This is a genomic window from Paenibacillus aurantius, assembly GCF_032268605.1.
In the GTDB taxonomy this organism is placed as follows: Bacteria; Bacillota; Bacilli; order Paenibacillales; family NBRC-103111; genus Paenibacillus_AO; species Paenibacillus_AO aurantius.
This window is the reverse complement of the sequence record NZ_CP130318.1, coordinates 1210545-1231923: the sequence shown is the minus strand read 5'-3', so window position 1 is coordinate 1231923 and position 21379 is coordinate 1210545. Positions and strand designations below refer to the sequence as shown.

17 protein-coding genes are annotated in these 21379 nt (G+C 59.2%); 9 read left to right on the top strand and 8 right to left on the bottom strand.

Going from position 1 to position 21379, the window contains the following annotated elements; genetic code table 11:
• Positions 1 to 37 precede the first annotated feature (37 nt).
• Positions 38 to 418 (bottom strand): globin domain-containing protein, encoded by a 381-nt coding sequence (locus MJA45_RS06010; RefSeq protein ID WP_315606361.1) that lies wholly within the window; start codon positions 416 to 418, stop codon positions 38 to 40.
• A gap of 278 nt (positions 419 to 696) precedes the next feature.
• Here MJA45_RS06010 and ylbJ point away from each other — a divergent pair, with 278 nt between their 5' ends.
• The 4 genes from ylbJ to MJA45_RS05990 all read left to right on the top strand — a co-directional run bounded on the left by ylbJ (position 697) and on the right by MJA45_RS05990 (position 6237).
• Entirely contained in the window at positions 697 to 1932 is a 1236-nt protein-coding gene (ylbJ, locus tag MJA45_RS06005) for a sporulation integral membrane protein YlbJ (protein ID WP_315606360.1), read from the top strand.
• A 57-nt stretch (positions 1933 to 1989) separates the two neighbouring features.
• On the top strand, positions 1990 to 4503 hold the full coding sequence (gene glgP, locus MJA45_RS06000; protein WP_315606359.1) for an alpha-glucan family phosphorylase: 2514 nt from the start codon (positions 1990 to 1992) through the stop codon (positions 4501 to 4503).
• A gap of 199 nt (positions 4504 to 4702) precedes the next feature.
• Positions 4703 to 5506 (top strand): NAD kinase, encoded by an 804-nt coding sequence (locus MJA45_RS05995; RefSeq protein WP_315606358.1) that lies wholly within the window; start codon positions 4703 to 4705, stop codon positions 5504 to 5506.
• A gap of 134 nt (positions 5507 to 5640) precedes the next feature.
• On the top strand, positions 5641 to 6237 hold the full coding sequence (locus MJA45_RS05990; protein WP_315606357.1) for an HAD-IA family hydrolase: 597 nt from the start codon (positions 5641 to 5643) through the stop codon (positions 6235 to 6237).
• A gap of 173 nt (positions 6238 to 6410) precedes the next feature.
• On the opposite strand, the gene MJA45_RS05985 is transcribed toward MJA45_RS05990, so the two are convergent.
• Complete coding sequence (locus MJA45_RS05985; protein WP_315607945.1) at positions 6411 to 7457, bottom strand: YutD-like domain-containing protein; 1047 nt, start codon at positions 7455 to 7457, stop codon at positions 6411 to 6413.
• A 42-nt stretch (positions 7458 to 7499) separates the two neighbouring features.
• Complete coding sequence (gene lipA / locus MJA45_RS05980; protein ID WP_315606356.1) at positions 7500 to 8381, bottom strand: lipoyl synthase; 882 nt, start codon at positions 8379 to 8381, stop codon at positions 7500 to 7502.
• Between the two features lie 374 nt (positions 8382 to 8755).
• On the opposite strand from lipA, the gene MJA45_RS05975 reads away from it, so the two are divergent.
• The 4 genes from MJA45_RS05975 to larC all read left to right on the top strand — a co-directional run bounded on the left by MJA45_RS05975 (position 8756) and on the right by larC (position 12173).
• Positions 8756 to 9295, top strand: a complete 540-nt coding sequence (locus tag MJA45_RS05975) for a GNAT family N-acetyltransferase (RefSeq protein ID WP_315606355.1) — start codon at positions 8756 to 8758, stop codon at positions 9293 to 9295.
• Positions 9296 to 9448: 153 nt separating this feature from the next.
• On the top strand, positions 9449 to 10297 hold the full coding sequence (gene larE, locus MJA45_RS05970) for an ATP-dependent sacrificial sulfur transferase LarE (protein WP_315606354.1): 849 nt from the start codon (positions 9449 to 9451) through the stop codon (positions 10295 to 10297).
• Positions 10294 to 11073: a nickel pincer cofactor biosynthesis protein LarB gene (larB, locus tag MJA45_RS05965; RefSeq protein ID WP_315606353.1), complete on the top strand. Its 780-nt coding sequence runs from the start codon at positions 10294 to 10296 to the stop codon at positions 11071 to 11073. The genes larE and larB overlap by 4 nt, the downstream gene beginning before the upstream one ends.
• 5 nt (positions 11074 to 11078) lie before the next feature.
• Complete coding sequence (gene larC, locus MJA45_RS05960) at positions 11079 to 12173, top strand: nickel pincer cofactor biosynthesis protein LarC (RefSeq protein ID WP_315606352.1); 1095 nt, start codon at positions 11079 to 11081, stop codon at positions 12171 to 12173.
• A gap of 136 nt (positions 12174 to 12309) precedes the next feature.
• Here the strand turns inward: larC and MJA45_RS05955 are convergent, their stop codons facing one another.
• Both MJA45_RS05955 and larC2 read right to left on the bottom strand, forming a co-directional pair.
• Entirely contained in the window at positions 12310 to 12744 is a 435-nt protein-coding gene (locus MJA45_RS05955) for a MerR family transcriptional regulator (protein ID WP_315606351.1), read from the bottom strand.
• Positions 12741 to 13220 carry a nickel pincer cofactor biosynthesis protein LarC2 gene (gene larC2, locus MJA45_RS05950; RefSeq protein WP_315606350.1) on the bottom strand — a complete coding sequence of 160 codons (480 nt, stop codon included), beginning with the start codon at positions 13218 to 13220 and terminating at the stop codon, positions 12741 to 12743. Before larC2 ends, MJA45_RS05955 begins: the two co-directional genes overlap by 4 nt.
• Before the next feature lie 162 nt (positions 13221 to 13382).
• On the opposite strand from larC2, the gene MJA45_RS05945 reads away from it, so the two are divergent.
• Positions 13383 to 14426, top strand: a complete 1044-nt coding sequence (locus MJA45_RS05945) for a M23 family metallopeptidase (RefSeq protein WP_315606349.1) — start codon at positions 13383 to 13385, stop codon at positions 14424 to 14426.
• Between the two features lie 253 nt (positions 14427 to 14679).
• On the opposite strand, the gene MJA45_RS05940 is transcribed toward MJA45_RS05945, so the two are convergent.
• From MJA45_RS05940 to MJA45_RS05930, 3 genes are read right to left on the bottom strand one after another with little or no spacing between them, the layout of a single operon-like run.
• Positions 14680 to 19464 (bottom strand): OmpL47-type beta-barrel domain-containing protein, encoded by a 4785-nt coding sequence (locus MJA45_RS05940; protein ID WP_315606348.1) that lies wholly within the window; start codon positions 19462 to 19464, stop codon positions 14680 to 14682.
• Between the two features lie 59 nt (positions 19465 to 19523).
• A complete protein-coding gene (locus MJA45_RS05935; RefSeq protein ID WP_315606347.1) occupies positions 19524 to 20393 on the bottom strand; it encodes a carbohydrate ABC transporter permease in 870 nt (289 codons plus the stop codon).
• A 13-nt stretch (positions 20394 to 20406) separates the two neighbouring features.
• Positions 20407 to 21306 (bottom strand): ABC transporter permease, encoded by a 900-nt coding sequence (locus MJA45_RS05930; protein ID WP_315606346.1) that lies wholly within the window; start codon positions 21304 to 21306, stop codon positions 20407 to 20409.
• Positions 21307 to 21379 lie beyond the last annotated feature (73 nt).

Genomic DNA, 21379 nt, shown 5'->3' with positions numbered 1-21379 from the left:
GGTCATCCTCTCCGGCTTCTGGCTGCGTCGCGTGGGCTCAGCTGTTAATAAAATGATAGGCCGGGGCTTTAAGTCGCTCCAGCACGAAGCCTTTGAGGTCTTCCTCCAGCTGGAGGCTGTCCAAGGCGCGGCTCATGCAGCCCAGCCAAGCATCGGCCCTCTCGGGGGTAATCGGGAACGGCAGATGGCGGGCGCGCATCATCGGGTGTCCGTACCGCTCCGAATAGAGAGGCGGTCCCCCGAAGAACTGGGTCAAGAACAAGAACTGCTTCTCCCGGACGGGCTCGATATCATCGGGAAAAAGCGGACCGATCAGCGGATTCGCCTGAACCAAAGGGTAAAAGGCATTCACCAGCTTCCGGACCGCTTTCTCTCCGCCGATCGCTTCATATAAGGTAAACTCTCGGTTGTCAGGCATAACGGTCGTACTCCTTCTTCCTGTCTTCAATAATCCGCATCGTCTTCAGGGCCCATCAAATTCTCCTTGATGACGAACACATAAGCACAAACCAACAGAGCCGTAATTACACTGACCATAACGACCAGCTCCCCTATGTGTAGTGTCTCTATATTGTACCACAAAAGCCCAGTCCCGAGCAGATACCCGGCATGTACTTCTTTCTCTCCTCATATAGGTAAAAAGAGTTCGGCGGGACGAGGCTTCCCGCCTTCTACCCGAAAAGGAGGAGAATCCCGATGTCCTCGCTGCGCATCCATTCGCTTTATCTTCCGGCCGCGGCCTCTCTCGCCTTCTTCGTTCTTCTGCTGCGGTTTCCGGCGGAAGGCATGGAGGCCGCGGTAAGGGGAGTCGCGATCTGGTGGGACGTGCTCTTCCCGGCCCTGTTCCCTTTCTTCCTGCTGTCCGAAATGCTGCTCGGCTTCGGCATCGTCCATTTCTTCGGAACGCTGCTCGACCCGCTCATGCGGCCGGTTTTCCGCATCCCCGGGATCGGCGGCTTTGTGATGGCGATGGGCTTCGCCTCCGGCTACCCCGTCGGGGCCCGGCTGACCGCCCAGCTGTGGGAGCAGAAGCTGATTTCCCGGGAAGAGGGGGAACGGCTTGTGGCCTTTACCACCTCATCCGACCCCATCTTCCTGATCGGAGCGGTGTCGGTCGGTTTCTTCAGCGACGGAAGGATCGCCCTCCTGCTCGCCGCCTCTCATTATGGAGCGGCCATGCTGCTCGGCTTTCTCATGAGGTTCCATGGACGCGGCACGCCCGCCACGCCCCGGCCCTCCGACAAAGGCGGAGGGTCCCTTCTCCGCCGTTCCTTCGATGCGATGCATCAGGCGCGAATCCGCGACGGGCGGTCGATCGGCACCCTGCTTCAGCAGGGAATCGCCACTTCGCTGTCTTTGATTTTCGTCGTCGGGGCCCTGGTCGTCTTCTTCTCCGTGCTGATGGAAACGATGAGATCGAGCCATCTCTTGGATTTATTTTACGGATCGGTGAATACGCTTCTACAGGGGGCCGGTTTTCCGCGGGCGTTATCCGAGGCGGTGGTGAACGGCTTTTTCGAGGTTACCCTGGGGGCCAAGGCTGCGGGCCAGGCCGGCCCGGCGGTTCCCCTGGTCTACAAGGCAGCGGTGGCAGCCTTCGTGCTGTCCTGGGGAGGACTGTCCGTCCATGCCCAGATTGTAAGCCTGCTCCACCGCACCAACCTGCGGTATGCCCCCTTTCTCGCGGCCCGTCTGCTGCATGCCGTCATGGCCGCCTGTCTGGCCGTCCTGCTGTGGCCCCTGATGAGCGGCCTGCTCGGAACCTCCGCCGTCATGGCCTGGACCGGCACCCTTCCTCCCGCCGAGGTCCTTGTGAAGGAAGCGGTTTTCCCGCTTTCCCTTACCTTTTCCGGTTTCCTTGCCGTGCTGCTTGCCGTCGGATTGGTTTTGCATTGGTTTTCCAAAAGGAGGTATAATGGGTTGGAAAAATAAAGAGAGAATGCCGCACTGCCATTATTCTTCCCTTATAGAAAGAGGTGCAGTCCGTTCATGGAGAGAAACCAACCCGTCCTTCCCGATTCCTTAAAGCAATTGCTGCCTTTATCCTATAATCTGTGGTTCAGCTGGAACGCAGATGCCGTCAAGCTGTATGAACAAATCGATCCGGAACGGTGGGAGAGGGTCAACCACAATCCCGTGCGAATGGTGCAGGAGACTTCCGCCGAAGCATGGGACCGGCTGGCTTCCGATTCCTCTTACCTCGAGCTGTACAGCAAAGTGGCTGCCCAGTGGGAGCAGTATGAGAGCCGCAAAGCCTGGTACGGGGAGAAGCATCCCGAGGCCGGAGGCACGATTGCTTATTTCTCCGCCGAGTTCGGCTTCCACGAATCCCTTCCTATCTACTCCGGAGGCTTAGGCATTCTGGCGGGAGACCACTGCAAATCTGCAAGTGATTTGGGCCTTCCCTTTGTGGGCGTAGGCCTTCTCTATAGAAAAGGCTATTTCCAGCAGCGGCTGGACTCCTCGGGCTCCCAGCAGGCGCTCCGGGTCGACTATGATTTCAACCAGCTGCCCGTCCGTCCCGTTCAGATCGGCGGCAGCGACGTGATCGTGGAAGCCGGCGTCGGCGACAGCCAGGTCAAGCTTAAGGTCTGGGTCGTTCAGGTCGGCCGGGTCCCTCTCTATCTGCTGGATGCCGATCTCGAAAGCAACAGCCCGCAGGACCGCGAGCTTACCTCCCAGCTTTATGGGGGGAACCAGGACATGCGGATCGCGCAGGAGATCGTCCTCGGCGTCGGCGGGGTCAAAGCCCTGCGCGCCCTCGGCCTGCAGCCGAACGTGTACCATATCAACGAAGGGCATGCCGCCTTCCTCTCCGTGGAGAGAATGAGGGAGTATGTTCACGCGGGGGTTCCTTACGACACCGCCTTGGAGCTGATCCGCGCCAGCACGGTGTTTACGACCCATACCCCGGTTCCGGCCGGACACGATGCCTTCCCGGTCGGAATGGTCGAGCATTACCTTCATCCCCTTCTCTCCCAGCTGGTCTATGAGAAGGACCGGATCCTGGAGCTCGGCTACGACGGGGAGAAGGACCTGTTCAACATGACCTTCCTCGCCATGAATACGGCGTCCTTGCGGAATGGGGTGAGCAAGCTTCACGGCCATGTTTCCCGGGTTATGTTCCGGAGCTTCCACGGCAATATTCCCGTCGACGATGTGCCGATCGGCCACGTGACGAACGGGGTCCACATGCTAACGTGGCTCGCTCCCGAGCTGCAGCAGCTGTTCGACCGGTTCCTTCCGGGAGGCTGGGTGGAGCGGCAAGCGGAATCCGCTGTATGGGAAGCCCTTCGACTCCTTCCCGACGAGTCCCTGTTAAAGGTCCACTCCTCCTTGAAGGCTAAGCTGATTGATTTGGCACGCCGTAGCCTCCAAGAGCAGCGGCGCCGAAACGGAGAATCCGAGGAGCGGATCCGCGAAGCCGGAACGTACCTTAATCCGGATGCGCTCACCATCGGCTTCGCCCGGCGTTTCGCGACTTACAAGCGCGCCAACCTCCTGTTCAAGGACCTGGAACGGCTGAACCGGATTGTCAATCATCCGGAGCGCCCGGTGCAGTTTATTTTCGCAGGCAAGGCCCACCCCGCCGACCACCCGGGTCAGGACCTGATCCGCGAAATCTACCGCGTATCCCAGATGGATGCCTTCAAAGGCCGGATCGTCATTCTCGAGAACTATGACATGAGCCTGGCCCGTTATCTCGTGCAGGGCGTAGACATCTGGTTGAATAACCCGCTCCGGCCGCTCGAAGCAAGCGGAACAAGCGGCGAGAAGGCGGCGATGAACGGAGCGGTTAACTTCAGCGTCCTCGACGGCTGGTGGGAAGAAGGCTATAACGGCACGAACGGCTGGGCCATCGAAGCCGATCCCCATGCCGACTGGCATACCCAGGAACAGCAGAACGCCGAGTCTCTGTACACCAATCTGGAGCGCGAAATCGCTCCCTTGTATTACGAACGGCAGGAAGGATCTCCGCAATGGGCGGAACGGATGAAGAACTCCATCGGCACCCTGGCCCCCGTCTACAATACCCATCGGATGGTGCAGGATTATACCGAACATTTCTACAGCCGCACGATCGAGCGCTTCCGTCTGATGAGCATGGACGGAGGAGAACAGGCCGCCCGGCTGGCCGGCTACAAGAAGTTTATTCGGGAGCATTGGGGGGCTTTGGCGGTAAAAGCCGTGACGGACGACCCCGCGGTACCCGCTCCCCCCGGGAACAAAGAGGTCAAGGCCGACCTGTATCTCGGTTCCATCCGCCCCGACTATGTGGGAGTGGAGATCGTCTACTACGCGGAGAATCCGCGGGGAATCTGGGATCCGGTTCCCGTGCCGCTGAAGCCGGAGGCCGATCTTGGCGATGGGGTGTTCCGGTTCCGGGGGCAGATTCCTTCCCATCTCGTTCACATCCAGCATTACTCCGTGAGAATCCGGCCCTATCACCCGCTCTTCGCCCACCGGTTCGAGGTTCCGCTGCTCTTCTCCACGGTGAAGTAAGATCCGGTTCGGTTGACCCGGTTGTCCGTTTCCCCCTACCTTGTCCTATGCCGCCTTCGGGCGGCATTTGCCTTTAAGAGGCGGTTTTGATTAAATAGAGAAGAGATAAGGCTTAAAGATAAATGCCCTCCGGGAGCAGGGATTCACGAAGCAGCCGGGGGACTCTATTATATAGCGAGCAACGGTAGGAGGGGCCATTTTGAAATATTTCGTAGTCAACCGCGGAGACGAGGTTTCCCAGCAGCTTAATGAACGGTTTCATGTCCTGGCCAAGGAATACGGCATGGTTCTGGACGAAAGGGAGCCGGACACCGTGCTGTCCATTGGCGGGGATGGTACCATGCTGCAGGCGTTCCACCGGTACAAGGACCAGCTGGATCGCCTCTCCTTCGTCGGGCTGCATACGGGACGGCTTGGCTTTTTTGCGGACTGGTTTCCCGAGGATCTGGATTATCTGGCCCAAGTCATGGGCAGCGAAACGAGTCCCGCCACCATCGTCGAGTATCCTCTTGTCGAAATTCAGATCCGCACCCAGGAGGGAACCGAAACCCATGTCGCGCTTAATGAATTCACTCTAAAAGGCGTCGAGGAAACCATGGTGGCGCAGCTGAACCTGAACGACGAGACATTCGAAATGTTCCGCGGTGACGGAATCTGCATTTCCACCCCTTCGGGGAGCACGGCCTACAACAAGAGTCTCGGTGGAGCCCTTGTGCATCCGTCCATCGAGTCCATTCAGATTGCCGAAATCGCGTCGATCAACAACCGCGTTTTCCGGACGCTCGGTTCGTCCATGATTCTGCCCAAGCATCATCACTGCGATATTTTTCCGCAGGCTAACAAGCATCTGCTCCTGACGCTCGACCATCTGAACGTCCAGCGCAACGACGTGGTGTCCATCCGCTGCAGCGTAGCCACCCAGAAGGTGCGCTTCGCCCGCTACCGTCCGTATCCGTTCTGGAACCGGGTGCAGAAGTCCTTCATTGGATTGGACATGAAATGAGGCACAGGACAAGCCCGGGCGACGGCTTCGGGAACTGTAGAGCAGCTCAAGGGGCCCGCAAGAAGGAACGGATCCCGAAACCCCGTAAGGGGTTTTTTGCGCTTGTCCGGGCCCGGATGAAAGGAGAAGACGACATGACGAAACCGAGAAAACAGCTCGTTCTGGACGCGGGGGGAGTACTCGCTTCCGACCTGCCAGCCTTCTGGGAAGGGCTGGCCTCCGCGGCCGGAATGGCTTACGGGGACCTGAGGGAACGGTACCAGGCCCAGGTAAGGGAAGCCCTCTGGACGGGAAAAATGAGCGAGGACGCCTTCTGGGCTTGGGTGGAGCAGTGCTGCCCTTCGCTTAGCCGGGCCCAAGGCCGCCGCCTGCTGCAGGAAGCCCTTGTCCCGCTGCCCGCTCTCGGCCTGCTTCCGGAGTGGAGCCGCTATGCGGACCTGCACATCCTGAGCAATCACCGGGCCGAGTGGCTCCTTCCCCTGCTCGAGCCGGTCAAAGGGCATTTGGCGGGAGTAACGGTCTCGAGCGAGACCGGGTTCCGCAAGCCCGAGCCCGGCATCTATGAGCGGGCCGCACGCCTCCTGAAGCCCGGCTTCCCCATCCTGTTCGTAGACGACCAGGAGAGAAACCTGGCCGAAGCCTCCCGGCTGGGCTGGGAGACCCTGCTGGCCGATGAGAACGGGGCATGGATGGGGCAGGTCGGGGCTTGGCTGAGGAGGGATGAGGCTTAAAGCTTATCCGCATCCCTAAATAAGAAGAAGCTGTCCTCCGGCAACCTGCTTTCCGGAGAACAGCTTCTTTTTTATGGATGCTCCTGGTGGACCGGCATGGTTCTGCGTTTGCGACCGGTACGGCCTGGTCTACGCTAATGTCAGGCAGGCGGGCAAGGATCCCGCCACCTGAACTACCCTTGGCTGCTGCCGGAAGACGTTTCTGGACCGCCCGGATCGCGCGGTTCGCGCGGGTTCGAACCGCCGCCCTGCTCCGCCCGGGTGCGCTGCTCGCTGCCGCCCCCCTTCGCTTGCCCGCTTTGCCCATCACGCTGGCGCGGGCCTTGGCCGTTCTGCTCGCCGCGAGGACGCGGCCCTTGGTCGCGGACGGAGGCTTGCGCCTGACCGCCCTGCTTATCGCGCGGTCGCTGGCCCTGGCCGCCGCCCGAGCCGGGCCCTTGCCCGCTTTGGTCGCCGCGCGGACGCTGCCCTTGGTCGCTGCCGGACACCTGGGCCTGGCCGCCCTCCCCGCGTGGACGCGGGCTTCCGTTCGCTTCTCCCTGCCCTTTCGGCTGCGGGCGTCCCGGATTCGACCGGTTCCGGCCATGCGGCTGTCCCTGCTTCCTCGAGTCGCCGCCTGTCCGGTCGCCTCCGTTCCCTTTGTCCGCCTGCTTGTCCGTTGCTGCCTGCTTGTCCGGCCACAGTCTCTCGGACGGCTGTCCGGAAGAGCGGGGTGCCTGTCCTTTGGACGAGGAAGCCGGCGGTTCGTTTTGGCTTTCCTTGGCGGGGCCCGGAGAAGGCTGCGGCTTCCCGGATGCCTGCCGCTTGTTCGCATGCATCTGCTGCCGGGCGCTGCGGGGGATGAAGACAGGGCCCTGCCCGCTTCCTCCTTCTGTCTCCCGGTCTCCACCGGCTTCGGAAGTCTCTTCCGGCGTTTCCTCCTCAGGCGGAGCATGCTTCAGCGTTTTGGCGTTGGTGCGTTCGATGACAAAATAAGCGCACCCAAAATTGCAGTATTCGTTCAAATAATCCTCCAGCCCGCTGATGGAAAACTCCTTCGAGCCTTTCGGGTTGTTGTCCTTAAAGAACCCGCGGAGACGAAGCATGTTGTAGCCCCAGTCCCCGACAATATAATCGTACCTCTCCAGCACCTCGCTGTAGCGTTCCTTGAACGCCTCCAGGTTCCAGCCGTTTTTATTCTCCTTAATCAGTTCATACGCGTTGCCGCCCACATAAAACACCAACGGTCTCCTCCTTAACGGGCCGGTTCCGGCTCCCGCCCTCTATTTCCCCGCTCCCGACGCGGATTCCACCTGCTCACGGGCATGGTAGGACGAACGCACAAGCGGTCCGGATTCTACGTGGCGGAACCCGCGCTTCAAGCCCTCTTCCTTGAAGTCGGCGAATTCCTCCGGCGTGTAGTATTTGGAGACGGGCAAGTGCTTCAGCGACGGCTGCAGGTATTGGCCGATCGTCAGAATACTAACTCCGGCCGCCCTCAGGTCGTCCATCGTCTGCAGCACCTCTTCCCGCTCTTCCCCTACCCCGACCATGATGCTCGATTTGGTCGGAATATCCGGGGCCATGTGCCTCGAACGGCTTAGAAGCTCCAGGGTCCGCCTGTACTTGGCCTTCGACCGGACCCGGTCGGACAAACGCTCCACCGTCTCGATGTTATGATTCAGAATGTGAGGCTTCGCTTCCAGCACGGTGCGGAGGGACTGCTCATTGCCCATGAAATCGGGGATGAGCACCTCCACGCTGCATAGGGGCAGCCGGCTTTTTACCGCGCGGACCGAGCCCGCGAAGATGGAGGCCCCCCCATCCTGCAGCTCGTCCCGGGCTACCGAGGTAATGACGCAGTGGCGCAGCCCCATCTGCTCGGCCGCCTCCGCCACCCGCTCCGGCTCCTGAAGATCGAGCTCCGTGGGCATCCCGGTGTTGACCGCGCAGAAGCGGCAGGCCCGGGTACAGGTGTCGCCCAAGATCATGAAGGTGGCTGTGCGGTTCGCCCAGCACTCGTATATATTGGGGCATTTGGCTTCCTCACACACCGTGTGAAGGGTTTTGGAACGCATCATGCCCTTGATTTCCTTGAAATTGTCTCCGGTTTGCAGCTTGATTTTGAGCCAGTCCGGCTTGCGGTCCAGCGATTTGGATGACATGCAGGTTCCCGCTTTCTATGTAGATTCTGGTGCCTTATCCGGTAACTTTGTTGGTGAGAAAACCTCTGTATGCGCACGAAAATCAATAGGAAAGCCGAAATTCATTTGCGGGTAAGGCACTGGTTTGCTCATTCTTCCATTATACCATGAAAATGCCTGCATACCATAATCCGCAAAGCCCGCGCCCAGCCTCCGAACAAAGGGATACGCAAATCCCGATCATTCTGGTATGATTAAACGAAAACACCGTCTTTCGTTTCGCGAACGAAAAGCCGTTTTATGGCGGGTCCTTCTTCAGGTCGATTCCCGTCACAACCCAACGCGAAACCGACTCGGAAGACGGCGACCTTTGCTGCATGGATGGAGGCAATCCCATGATTATCCGCGATGCGGGTCCCGAGGACCTGCCTGGCATACTGGCCATTTACAACCGGGCCATCGTAACGAACACCGCGACCTTCGATCTCGACGAGCAGACGCTCGAAGAGCGGACCGAATGGTTTTCCCACTATGGGGGCCGCTATCCGATTATCGTAGCCGAGGACGGCGGAGAAGTGGCCGGCTACTGCTACATTTCGCCTTTCCGCCCGAAGAAGGGCTATGATTTAACGGTGGAATCCACCGTCTATATTCACGAAGACCATTGGGGAAAAGGCTTGGCCCGTGTCCTGATGGACGAGATCCTGAAGCGGGCCCGCACCCTCGGCTACCATGTAGTGATCGCCTGCATAACGGGAGGCAACGAAGCCAGCATCCGGCTGCACCGCCGGCTGGGCTATGAGCTTTCCGGGCACTTGCGGGAGGTCGGACGGAAGTTCGGGGAATGGCAGGATGTGTTTTTTTATCAGCTGAACCTGGATTCCCCTTCCCCTTCTTCAAATTGTGGTAAACTGGACGGGAAGCCGGAAGACTAGCGGCCGCCACTGCCTCGGGGAGGAAATTCCCTCCCCTGCGGGGTCCGAGTGGTTAGGAAAGACGGCGGACAACCTTGTTGAGGAACGGGCCGCCAAGTAAGCGTTTCAAAAAGACATGGCAAGGCTGGGTTAACCTGTGAGGAGGAATCAGGCATGAGTGAACATAGACCGATGGATGAGAAGAACGAGCGTCTCGGGGAAATTCTCCGCGGCATGGAACGGGTAATGGTCGCTTTCTCGGGCGGGGTGGACAGCACCTTCGTCCTGAAGAGAGCACAGCAGGAGCTGGGCGATCAGGTGCTTGCCGTTATCGCGGCTTCCGAGACGTTCCCGAGCCGGGAATTCGACGCCGCCGTTCAGCTTGCGGAAGAAATGGGCGTGCGCGTCTACAAGACCGAGGTCAAGGAATTCGAGAACGCGAATTTCGTGGCGAACAATCCGGACCGCTGCTACCACTGCAAAACGGGCCTTTACTCGCACCTGCAGACGCTGGCTGCGGAGCTGGGGTACCCTTACCTGCTCGACGGCTCCAACGTGGACGACCTGGGCGACTACCGGCCCGGTCTGCAGGCGAAAAACGAGCAAGGCGTGCGAAGCACCCTTCAGGAGGCCGGTTTGAAGAAGGACGAAATCCGCCAGCTGTCGAAGGAGCTCGGGCTGCCCACCTGGAACAAGCCGTCCTTTGCATGCCTGTCCTCGCGGATCCCGTATGGAACGAAGATCGAACGCTACAAAATCGACCAGCTGGACGAAGGGGAATTCTTTCTCTCCACACTGGGCTTCTATCAGGTACGCGTACGGCATCATGATAAAATCGCGCGGATCGAGGTTATGCCCGAGGAGTTTCCGAAGGTGCTGGAGCATCACGACGCCATCTATGAGAAGTTCCGCAGGCTCGGCTTCAACTACGTCACCCTTGATCTTCAAGGCTACCGCACGGGGAGCATGAACGAGGTGCTGAGCGCCGCAGCGCGCGACAAAGTGAGGGAAGCCTCAAAATGAACAGCATGGAGCACATTCTCAAGCTCGTCCAGGAAGGCGGGCTCTCGATAGACGATGCGAAGCAAAAGCTGGAGGACCTGGCCCGAGCCAGCGTTCTCGAGGAAGGCGTGGCGGACATGGGCTTCGCCCAGCTGGACATCAACCGGGAGAAGCGGACCGGCTTCCCGGAAGTCATTTTCGGCGAAGGCAAAACGGCGGAGCAGCTCATCGCGATCTTCCAGAAGCTCGTCCAGCATGCGGACCGCGTGCTGGCGACGCGCGTGGATGCCGCGAAGGCGGAGCTTCTGACCGCCGCCGTCGGCGGAGCGACGTACCATCCGGCCGCCCGGGCGGTGACGTGGTTCAAGCACCCGATTCTCCGGGTGCATGAAGGCTACGTCGCCGTCGTCTGCGCCGGAACGTCCGACCTGCCGGTGGCGGAGGAAGCCGCGCTCACCGCGGAATGCATGGGCAGCCACGTGGAACGCGTCTACGATGTCGGCGTGGCCGGCATCCATCGCCTGTTCCGCCGGCTGCCCGTTATCCGCGGCGCGAACGCGATCGTCGTCGCCGCCGGCATGGAGGGCGCGCTCACGAGCGTTGTCGGCGGCTTGGTGGCCAAGCCCGTCATCGCCGTGCCGACCAGCATCGGCTACGGCGCCAGCTTCCAGGGCATGGCCGCGCTGCTCGCGATGCTGAACTCGTGCGCGCCGGGCGTCTCCGTCGTCAACATTGACAACGGCTTCGGCGCCGGATACTATGCCGCCCTTATCAACAAGAACCTGTCGAAAGGATGAATGCGATGAAAATCGTTTACTTGGACTGCTTCTCCGGGATCAGCGGAGACATGACCCTCGCCGGTCTTGTGGATGCGGGAGCCGACCGGGATTACATAGAGACGGAGCTTGCCAAAATCACCCTGGAGCCGTTTACGCTCGACTGGAGGCGGGTGAACAAGCGGGGCATCTCCGCTCTGAAGCTGGACGTGCTGCTCGATCCAGACGCGCCCCCCAAGCACCACCGCCATTATTCGGACATCGTCCGCATGATTGAAGAAGCCGGCTTTAGCGAACGGACCGTGGCTTTAAGCCTGGCCATCTTCGAACGCATCGGCCTCTCCGAGGCCAAAATCCACGGAATCCCCGTGGAGAAGGTGCATTTTCATGAAGTCGGAGCCATCGACTCCATCGTGGACGTCATCGGCGTCGCGCTCGCCCTGGATTCCCTGGGGGCGGAGAAGATTTACAGCTCCCCGGTTCCGCTTGGCTCCGGCACGGTGAAGTGCGACCACGGCATCTATCCCGTTCCCGCCCCGGCCACCTTGGATATGATGAGGGGGCTTCCGATCGCGCCGACCTCTTACAAGTGCGAGATGACCACCCCAACCGGAGCGGGCATCATTTCCGGAGTGGTGGACGAGTTCGGCACCGGCCTTCCGGCCATGATCGTAGAAACAATCGGCTACGGCGCCGGAACCCGGGACCTGCCCAACCAGCCTAATGTGCTCCGCGTGATCGTGGGACGGACGGAGCCTCATCTGCACTGCCATGTCCATACGGAGCTGCCGGCGCATGAGCACAGCCACGGCCATTCCCATGGGCACGATCACCATCATCACGATCATGATCACGGCCACAGCCACCACCATCACAGCCACGATCATGACCACCATCACGACCATGACCATTCTCCTTCACACGATGGACAGGGACACGGCCACTCCCACGATCATTCTCATGATCACGGGCACCGTCATTCGCATGATCACGGACACTCCCACGACCACGGACAGGATCATGAACACACGAGCGCGGGCCGCTCCGCCGGTCTCCAGGCGGAGAAGACCGTCCCTCTTGCGGACGCCTGCCAGGATTCCAATCCCAAGCACAGCCACTGAGGCAAGCTTTCCAACCGGCTGTCGCTTTGGCCATGAGTGTTTGTTGCTTCCCATGAGAAACCCCCAGCCCTTCCGTAAGGAAAGGCTGGGGGCTTTTTGCTTTAAGGGCTATCCTCCAACCGGTAGACAGGCCCCGCTATTCGTCTGCTTGATCCCCATTCTTAAGAGCACCGCGAACCCGCTCCCTTAAGTCCTCCATCTCCCTCTGAACCTCCCGGATTCGGGCTACCTTGGCTTCGATCATAGCGAGCTGCTCGGTCAGCCTCTCGTTCAGGTCGGCCAGCTTCTCCTGCCGTTCCTTCTGGTCCTTGGCCGAACGGTAGCCGGCCCGGTCCTGGTCCACGATGCCGCTCAGCTCCAGAAAGCGCTGAAGCTCCACAAGCGAGAAGCCCAGCACCTCCTTGGCCTCGCTTACCTTGATCAGGTGGTCCACATGCTCCGGCGTGTACCGCCTTACCCCTCCCTCGCTTCGCTCAGGGGGACTCAAGAGGCCCATCTCTTCATAGAAGCGGATGGTCCGCTTGGTCAGGCCCGTCTGCTTGGCCACCTCGTCAATTTTCAGCCAGCTCATCGCCGTCCTCCTTCCGCCGAATAAGCGCGCCGCACTTCCTCGTACACTTCTTTCAACGGAACGCCGTGCCGGCGGGCCGTCTGCTCGCATTCCCGGAATTCCGGAGCAAACTGCACGCGGCGCCCTTGGTAGTAGCCGGCTTTAACCGTAATCGGCCCCCACGGCGTTTCCACCTTCTCCATCACCCGGCCAAGCCGGTGGCAGGAAGCCCGCATGTACCGGAGCCCCAAGGTGCTCGTCTCGGCAAAAACGATGGCTTCCATCTGACCGAGCCGCTCTTCTTCCACCAGGACGTTCAGCATCAGGCCGGGGCGGCCCTTTTTCATAATAATCGGGATCCAGTAAACGTCGTTGGCCCCGGCCTCCAGCAGCCTGTCCGTCACGTACGGAACATGCTCCGGGTTCATATCGTCCAGGTTCGCCTGCACGATCACCATGCCATCGTCCACATGCTCCTGCCCATGATTAAACTCCATGCTTCTTCCCCATCCTTCGTCCTCTTCTTTCCGCTAGTGTAACAAAAATCCCCTCCGGGGCAAAATGCGCTCTTGGGCCCCCATGGATAAAAATGAAGCACCCGCACATCCTAACGATACCTGGTTGCGGCAAAAAAGACACCACCTAGGAGGGATTCACGGATGGGTTATTCTTTGCGCTTTCGAGCCGCCGCCATTGTCCTTCTGGGCAGTATGGCGGTCTCTTCCTGGTCCGCCGTCCCGCGCGCAGCGGCCGAGCCTGCATCCGGAAAGTCGGCTGCCGTGAAGCCTTGGGACGCCCGGAAGCGGCTGCTGGAGCAGGTCAGCGCCGCCTCCGGCGTCCCCTGGACATCGCTGGCCGCCGTCGATCAGTACGAGCGGACGATCAACACCGCCCGTAAACGGAAGGCATCCGCTCCCTTAGCCGGCGTTTACTATACGGAGGAGGAGTGGTTCGGGGCCCTGAACCCGGATCATTCCGATCCGTCCGCACGAACCATCGCCCTCTTCGGAGGAGCCGGGACCGATGGCTCCGGGGACGGGTTGGCCGATCCGGCCAATGACCTTGACGTGCTGTCCTCGCGCGTCCGCCAGCTGACCCGCTTCGGAACGGGGGCGGACAATTGGAAAATCGGGGTTGCCGGCGTTTACGGTTCGGAGCGGGCGGTCGAACGGATCGCGCAGTTTGAGAAGATCTACAATCATTTTCAGAAGCTGGACCTGAATGATCATGCTTTTCCGGTGCCTCTTAAAGCAAACTATTCTTACAGGGGAACATGGGGCGCCAGCCGCGGCTGGGGAGGCCACCGGATGCATGAAGGGACCGACATCTTTGCCGGGTACGGGGTTCCCGCCCGCAGCACCTGCTACGGAATCGTCGAAGTAATGGGCTGGAACAATTACGGGGGCTGGCGGATCGGCATTCGGGATGTCAACAATCTGTATCATTACTTCGCCCACTTGTCGGGCTTTGCCAAGCCGCTTAAGCCAGGGGATCTCGTCAAGCCGGGCCAGGTCATCGGCTGGGTAGGCAGCTCGGGCTACGGCAAGCCGGGAACCTCCGGGAAGTTCCCGCCTCATCTCCATTACGGCATCTACCGGGACAACGGAACCAAGGAATGGTCCTTCGATCCCTATCCCATGCTTAGGCAGTGGGAGAAGCAGGAACGGACCAAGGGGCTGAAGGTGGACGCGGTTAAGCCTTAAGCGGGAGAACGCTAGAGGCTTGGCTGCGATCATCATTCCTTTAAAGGCCGCTCTATCCTTCCTTTCATGCCGAATGCCCGCGCTTTCGCCATCTCACGGATAAAGCCGCTGTCTCCTGTAAAGGGAAACAGCGGCTTTATGGCGGTGGGGCCGTCGGGCGAGTACCCGAGAATCTTCGCAAAAGACCTCCAGGCGAAGGGGCGCGATTCGCGTTCGGCTTCCCACCCCCTTCTCCTGCTCTCCTCTCTAACGTCTAACGCTCACTCCTTTGCTGAATGTCCCGCACGTCCCGCAGAAGTATCTCTGCTGCAGCGGTAGAGAGATGCTTTCCTCTTTGAGCCTCTATTTCCTGGATTAGCGCGTCCAGACTGCCCGTCTCCAGCTTCTGGAGCAGGCTGTTGGCGATTCCCGAATTGTCGATCCAGGACATTGCCGTAAACCGTTCGATCAGCGCCTTGACCGAAGCCGAGTCCGTACGGGTTTCGAAAAGGATCGTGACGCTGGTGGCATTCCCTGCCGCGTCGGAGGCCGTCACATCCAGCGAATGCCTACCGAGCGGGATCGAATAAAGCGGGATCGTCTCTCCTACGGCCACTTCCTGACCGTCCAACCGTACTTTCTCCTGCTTCCCGTCCACACCGGATAAACCGTCGGACAACATTACCTTAGGAGTAAGCTCCTCGCTGTCCGCATAAGCCCGGCCCGGTCCCGGCTCTGTTACAATAATGGCCGGCCCCGTCGTATCCAGTCGAACGGTAGCCGTACGGGGATTCTCGTCGTTCCCCGCTTGGTCCGTGGAACGGTAGGTAATTGTGTAACGGCCGTCCCGTTCCAAAGGGATAGGCGACGTATACGGCTGCCAGCTCGCTCCGCCATCCAGGCTGTATACCGTGTCCGCAACCCCGGAGGTCGCATCGGTTGCTTTCAATGTGACTGTTACCGGTTGGACGTACCAGCCATTCGTCCCATCGGGCTGCTCCGGAGACAGACTGGCCGTCGTTTCCGGTGCCAGGCGGTCAAGACGGAAGGAGAGCTTTTGCGGCAGCTCCGCATTCCCCACCAGATCGACCGAGCGATAAAGGAAGCCGACCGCTCCGCTGTCCTGATCGATGGTCACCGGTGCCGTATAAGGGAGCCAATTCGCTCCACCGTCCAGACTATAAACGGTTTCCGAAATAGTGGACGAGCGGGCTCCCGGCAGGAGCTGCACGGAAACCGGATGCACGTACCAGCCGTTCGCCCCATCGGGCTGGGACGGAGTAACGGTCGCCTCCGTCATTGGCTTCCGGAGCTGTGTGACGACGAGGTCGTCGAATGTCAGATTGTCAAAACCGCCAGCGTAGAAACCGATCGTTCCGGATGGATGATGGGACGGATCGGCAGCTTTCAGCTTGAGCACGCCGTCGACAAACAGGCTGATATCGGCCCCGTTGACGATAAGTTCCACGTTATACTCCCGGTTCGGAGCCAAGTCCTCATAAGGCAGATCGGATTTCTTAACGGTTGCCCAGGCCCCGTTGTACAAAATCCATTGGGAAGCCCCGTCTGCTGTCTTGCGGTAGCCGATACGGCCCCCGCTGCCCGAAGCAAGGCGGTCGAACAGGTAGAACGTTGCCGCGCTCGGAATAACGGATGGCGTCTTCAGCTTGAACGTCAGATCGTAATCGGAGAACGATCTCGGAGAAGTGGCGGAGGCCCCTTTCAGCAGCCGGTACTTGTGGTTGCCGTTCTCCGTAACGATGCTTCGATTCGGGTCGACCGGCCAGCCGCCCCCTCCGGACTCGAAATCCGTATGAAGCAGAACGTCCGATACGACGACCCGGCAGGAGGCCGCGGCCTGCGGATTCTCGGCCGACCTGACGGTAATGACCGCCTCGCCCGGCCCGACCGCCGTCACCAAGCCGTTCTCGTCGACGACAGCTGCTTCCGGATTATTGGACGTCCAGGTAACGGAACGGTTGACGGCATCGGAAGGATCGAAGCTCACCTTCAGCTGCAGCTTTTCATCCGCCCCTATATTCGCCTGCTCCCGGTCCAGTTGAAGACCGGCCACCCGGGTGCTCGGAACCGACAGCTTGATGTCGTCAAACAGAAGGTAGCCGAACCCGCCTGCATAGAAGCCGATCGTCCCCGACGGATTATGGGAAGGATCCGTTGCCTTCAGTTTCAAGGTATCGTTGACATACAGGCTGATGTCGGCTCCCTTCACCAGCAGCTTGACGCTGTATTCCGTATTCGGCGCCAAATCCTCATACGGCAGCTTGGATTCCTTGACGGTCGCCCAGGCGGGATTATAGAGGAGCCATTTCGACGTCCCGTCCTCGAACTTGCGGTATCCGATGCGGTCGCCGCCGTTTGCCCCCAGCCTGTCAAAAATATAGAAGGTGCCCAAGGCCGGCATCGAAGGTGGCGTTTTCATCCTGAACGTCAGCTCATAGTTCGTATATTCATTAGACGAGACAGCCGTTGCGCCCTTCAGCACTTTGTACCAATGGTTCCCGTCTTCTTCGATGATGGCCCGGTTCGCATCGGCCGGCCAGCTGTTGCGTCCCGTCTCGAAGTCGGTATATTCGTAAATGCCGTCCCCCACTACCACCTCTACGCGCACCTCATCCTTAAGGAGCGGATTGTCAGCGGAGGCGACCGTGACGACCGCTTGGCCGACACTCCCTCCCTTAAGCTTTCCATTGCCGTCTACCTTGACGACAGCAGGGTCGCTTGAGGCGAAGGTGAGCTGAGGACGGGTCGCGTCCCAAGGCAGCACGGCCGTCTGCAGGTCGTAGGTTTTGCCGATGCCGACGGTCACGCTCCGGTCGTAAGCCCGGACTCCCTGGACCGGAATGGTATCCGGCGAGAGATACGGACCGGCTTTCCCGACGATTCCGATTTCGTTGAAGGGAATCGGCTTGAAATCGGGAATTTGCCGGAACACCTCCGCATCGCTCATCAGATTGAGGTCACCGGCCGCCAGGTTGACGAAGCCCGGATCGCGGTCCGTCACCCAGTTGTTGGCATACTGCAGCAAATTGTACTTGTCGTAGGCCCCCTGCGCGTTCGTTATGCTGCTGCGAGGCTTGGTGGGGTTATAGATGACGTTGCCCTGATAGCCGTTCGTCTTCGGATAATACCGGTCCTCCGTGAAGAAATCGGCGAGCTCCGGATATTTCTCCAAATACGGAGTCCCCACGAAGTTGTTGTACTTCTCGAACAAAGCCTGCCATTTCGGCATATAATTTTTGGCTATCGGTTTGTCCGGATCGCTGCCGAGGTAAATATCCGCATAATCGTAGGGAACCTTACTGTCGATAAACAGGTTGCCCCGGGTGTTGATATGCGCGCCGCCGTTATTTTTGATGGCGGAATTGCCCATCCGGTAGAAAATATTTTCTTCGATCGTCAGCCCCATCGTAAAGTTATCCGGGTATACCCCTTCCACCCCCGCCTTGGCTTCGCCGATATGGTGGAAATAGTTGCGCCGGATGACCGTTCCCCGCTGCTGCGGCGTTTCGCCGGCGTTCATGTAGATCGCGCCAAGGTCGGAGAACATCTTGCACACGTCATAGATGTTGTTGTATTCGACCAAGTGATCGTTGCCGAATATCAGGATGCCCGGGTGCGGGGCGTCGTTGATTTCGCTATGGGACACCCGGTTCCCTACACCGGTGAGAATAACGCCAGGGTTGTAGGCTTTATGGTAGTAGGCGAAATGGTACAGGTGGGAGTTTTCCACATAATTGTTTCCGGGCTCCAGCGTTTCCCGGCTCCCCCCGTTCAGGATGACCGCCGTTCCGCCGATATGGTGAATGCGGCTGTTCACGATCCCGTGATGGGTGCCCGTCGCCGCCGCAAAATCGTTGTACAGCCACCGGCTTTGCGTATTGATCAGCACGCCGCCGTTCGTGAAATTGCGGATGTCGCAATGCACCAGCCGGACGTGATCGCCGCCCATGAGGACCACAGCGGAATCGCGGCCGTTCTCCAGGGTCAGATCCTCGAAGGTAACGTACGAAACGCCCAGGGCGTTGATCATCGGCGTCTTCAGCATCGAAACGGTAAGAGAGGGATGGTCCGCCTCGAAGGCTGCGGTCGGCAGGAAGTACAGGATGCCCTGCGCGCGGTCGATGAAATATTCACCGGGCATGTCGATTTCCTCGAGCAGGTTTTGCGCGAAATGGAAATCCGGATACCAATTTTTGAACAGCCCGCTCATTTCCCCGTAACGCAGCGTAATCCGCTTGTTCAACGTATCGATCGAGGCGATCTTGTTATACGACCATTCCCAGCTGTAGCCAAAAATGCCGTCAAGCCAAATGTCATCGGCTTGCGTCCAATATTGCGGCCGGTCGTAGGTATAGCTGAACGTGCCCCCGCGATCCTGCAGATCGGCGTCCTTACGGGTCGGACCCGGATCCAGAATATCGCCCATCTGAACAGTTCCGTTATTGGGCCAGCGAGCGAGCGTCATGTTCTCGCCGTCTACATACAGCTCCATCGGGGGAACCTGGCTGATGTCATTCGCCTTATAGTACCCGTGGCGGCTCATCACACCGTAGTCCGTGATCCCGTGACCGCGCAGATCGACTTGCAGCACTTTGGTCCGGGCGTCGGTGCTGATGATGCGGTTTAAGACCGCCGCATCCGTTACCGGGGTGAACCAGCTCTTCTCGAGCCATTGGCCGCCGGTCAGCCGAACGGTTTCTCCGGGAAAAGCTTTATACGTAATGGGTTTATCGGCTGTGCCCGAATCCTGGGCATCCAGCTGAAAGGCCGCCGTTCGTTCGTAAGTGCCGCCCCGCAAGAAAACCGTCACTCCCCCGTCCGGCAAGCCGGAGTCGTGCTTAAGCTGGCGGATGGCATCGCGCGCCCGCTCCGGCGTCCGAAAAGGCGCCTCGATCGTGCCCGGGTTGGAATCGCTTCCATCCCCTGCCACATAGAAGGCCGATTCCGGTAATCCGGATTCGGCCTGACTGGCGGGAGGAATTATCAGGTTGACTAGAAGTGCGGCGATCACGAGAAGGATGGCTTTGGTTCTGAACATACTCTCTCATCCCTTCAAGGAAGTTATCTTGGCGGCAAGCGGAACGGATATCCGTTCCGTCACCCCTTAACCGAACCGATCATCGTTCCCTTCTCGAAGAAACGGAGCAGGAACGGATAGAGCACCAGCACGGGAAGCGAAGAAACGATCACCGCCGCCATCTTCAGGCTTTCCGGTGCGGGCGGGATCTCGCTTACCGTCGACGTAAAGGCGTCCAGCCGGTTCTCGATCAGCATCTGGCGGACGATCTGCTGCAGCACAAATTTCGTTTGGTCGGTTACATAAAGCAGGTTATCCATAAAAGCATTGATGTGATAAACAAGCGACCACAGACCGATCGTCACCAAGGCGGGCATCGACAGCGGCAGCATAATCCGGGCCAGGACGCGCAAATCGCTCGCCCCGTCGATTCGGGCCGCTTCGACGAGCGCATCCGGAATCGAGCGGAAGAACGAAATCATGACCAGCACCTGGAAGGCGTTTGCCGCATGCGGCAGGACATAGACCCATCTGGTATTAAGCAGATGGAGCTCTTTTAGGAGCAGATAATGCGGAACGATCCCCCCGTCGAAGATCATCGTAAAGAGCAGCAGCATGACCAGCACCCGCTTCCACGGAAATTCCTTGCGGGACAGAGGATAGGCTGCACATACGGTGACGAGGAGGGTCAGGACCGTCCCCGCTGCCATGCGGAAAAGGGTATTGCTGAATCCCGACCAGATAAACGGATACTTCAGCATTTCCTTATAAGCATCGAAGGTGATTTGACGCGGAATCCAATGAAAGCCGCTCCGCAGCGCCTCCCCCCGGCTGCTGAAGGAAACCGACAGCACGTGGATAAACGGGTAAACCACAATAACGGCCAGTAAGCCGAGTACGAGGTAAATCAAACAAACAGCAAGCTTATCTTGCCAGGTGCCGGTTCTCATGCGGCCGATCCTCCTACCATAAGCCGCTCTCCCCGCGGCTCAGTTTGCGTACCGTAATATTCGCTCCCAGAATCAGCAGCAGCCCGACCAGCGATTTAAACAAGCCGATGGCGGCCGTGTAGCTGTACTGGAATTGCTGCAGTCCGACGCGATACACATAGGTATCGATGACATCGCCGGTTTCGTAAGTGACGGGATTGAGCAGGTTGATGATTTGCTCGAAATTCGCACTTAGGAAGCCTCCGAGGCTAAGGATAAACATGATGGCCACCGTCGGCATAATCGAAGGAATGTTGATGGCCGTCATACGCTGCCAGCGGTTCGCCCCGTCGATCGTCGCCGATTCATGCAGCTCCGGATGAATGCCCGAAAGAGCAGCGAAATAGATGATGGAGCCCCAGCCGATGTCCTTCAGAATGGCCGAACCGACGACGATCGAACGAAAATATTCCTTCTGCCCCATGTAGAAGACCGGCTTCCCCCCGAACCACTTGACGATTTCGGCCACCACTCCCGTCGTTGGCGAGAGAAAATAGATGACCAGGCCCGACATGATCACCCACGAGACAAAATGCGGCAGGTACATCGTCGTCTGCACGAAGCGTTGAAAAAAACGGGAACGGATCTCGTTCAGCAGCAGCGCCAGCAGGATCGGGGCCGGAAAGGCGAACAGCAGCAAATACAGGTTGAGCAGCAGCGTATTCTTCAGCAATCGATAGAAGTCCGCTGTATGAAACAGCGCTTCAAAGTGCTTTAGCCCCACCCAAGGGCTGCCCCATATGCCGTCCACGACGCGAAAATCTTTAAACGCAATCAACACCCCGTAGATCGGGCCGTATTTGAACACAAGGAAAAAGGCAAACGCAAACAAATAGAGCGCAAACAGCTCCCGGTGCTTCCACATGGTCTTCATTATGCACGTCCTCAAGCCGGATTCGATCCGCCCCCGGCTGCGGGATGCCGCTCAGGCTCCGGGGACGTGGAAT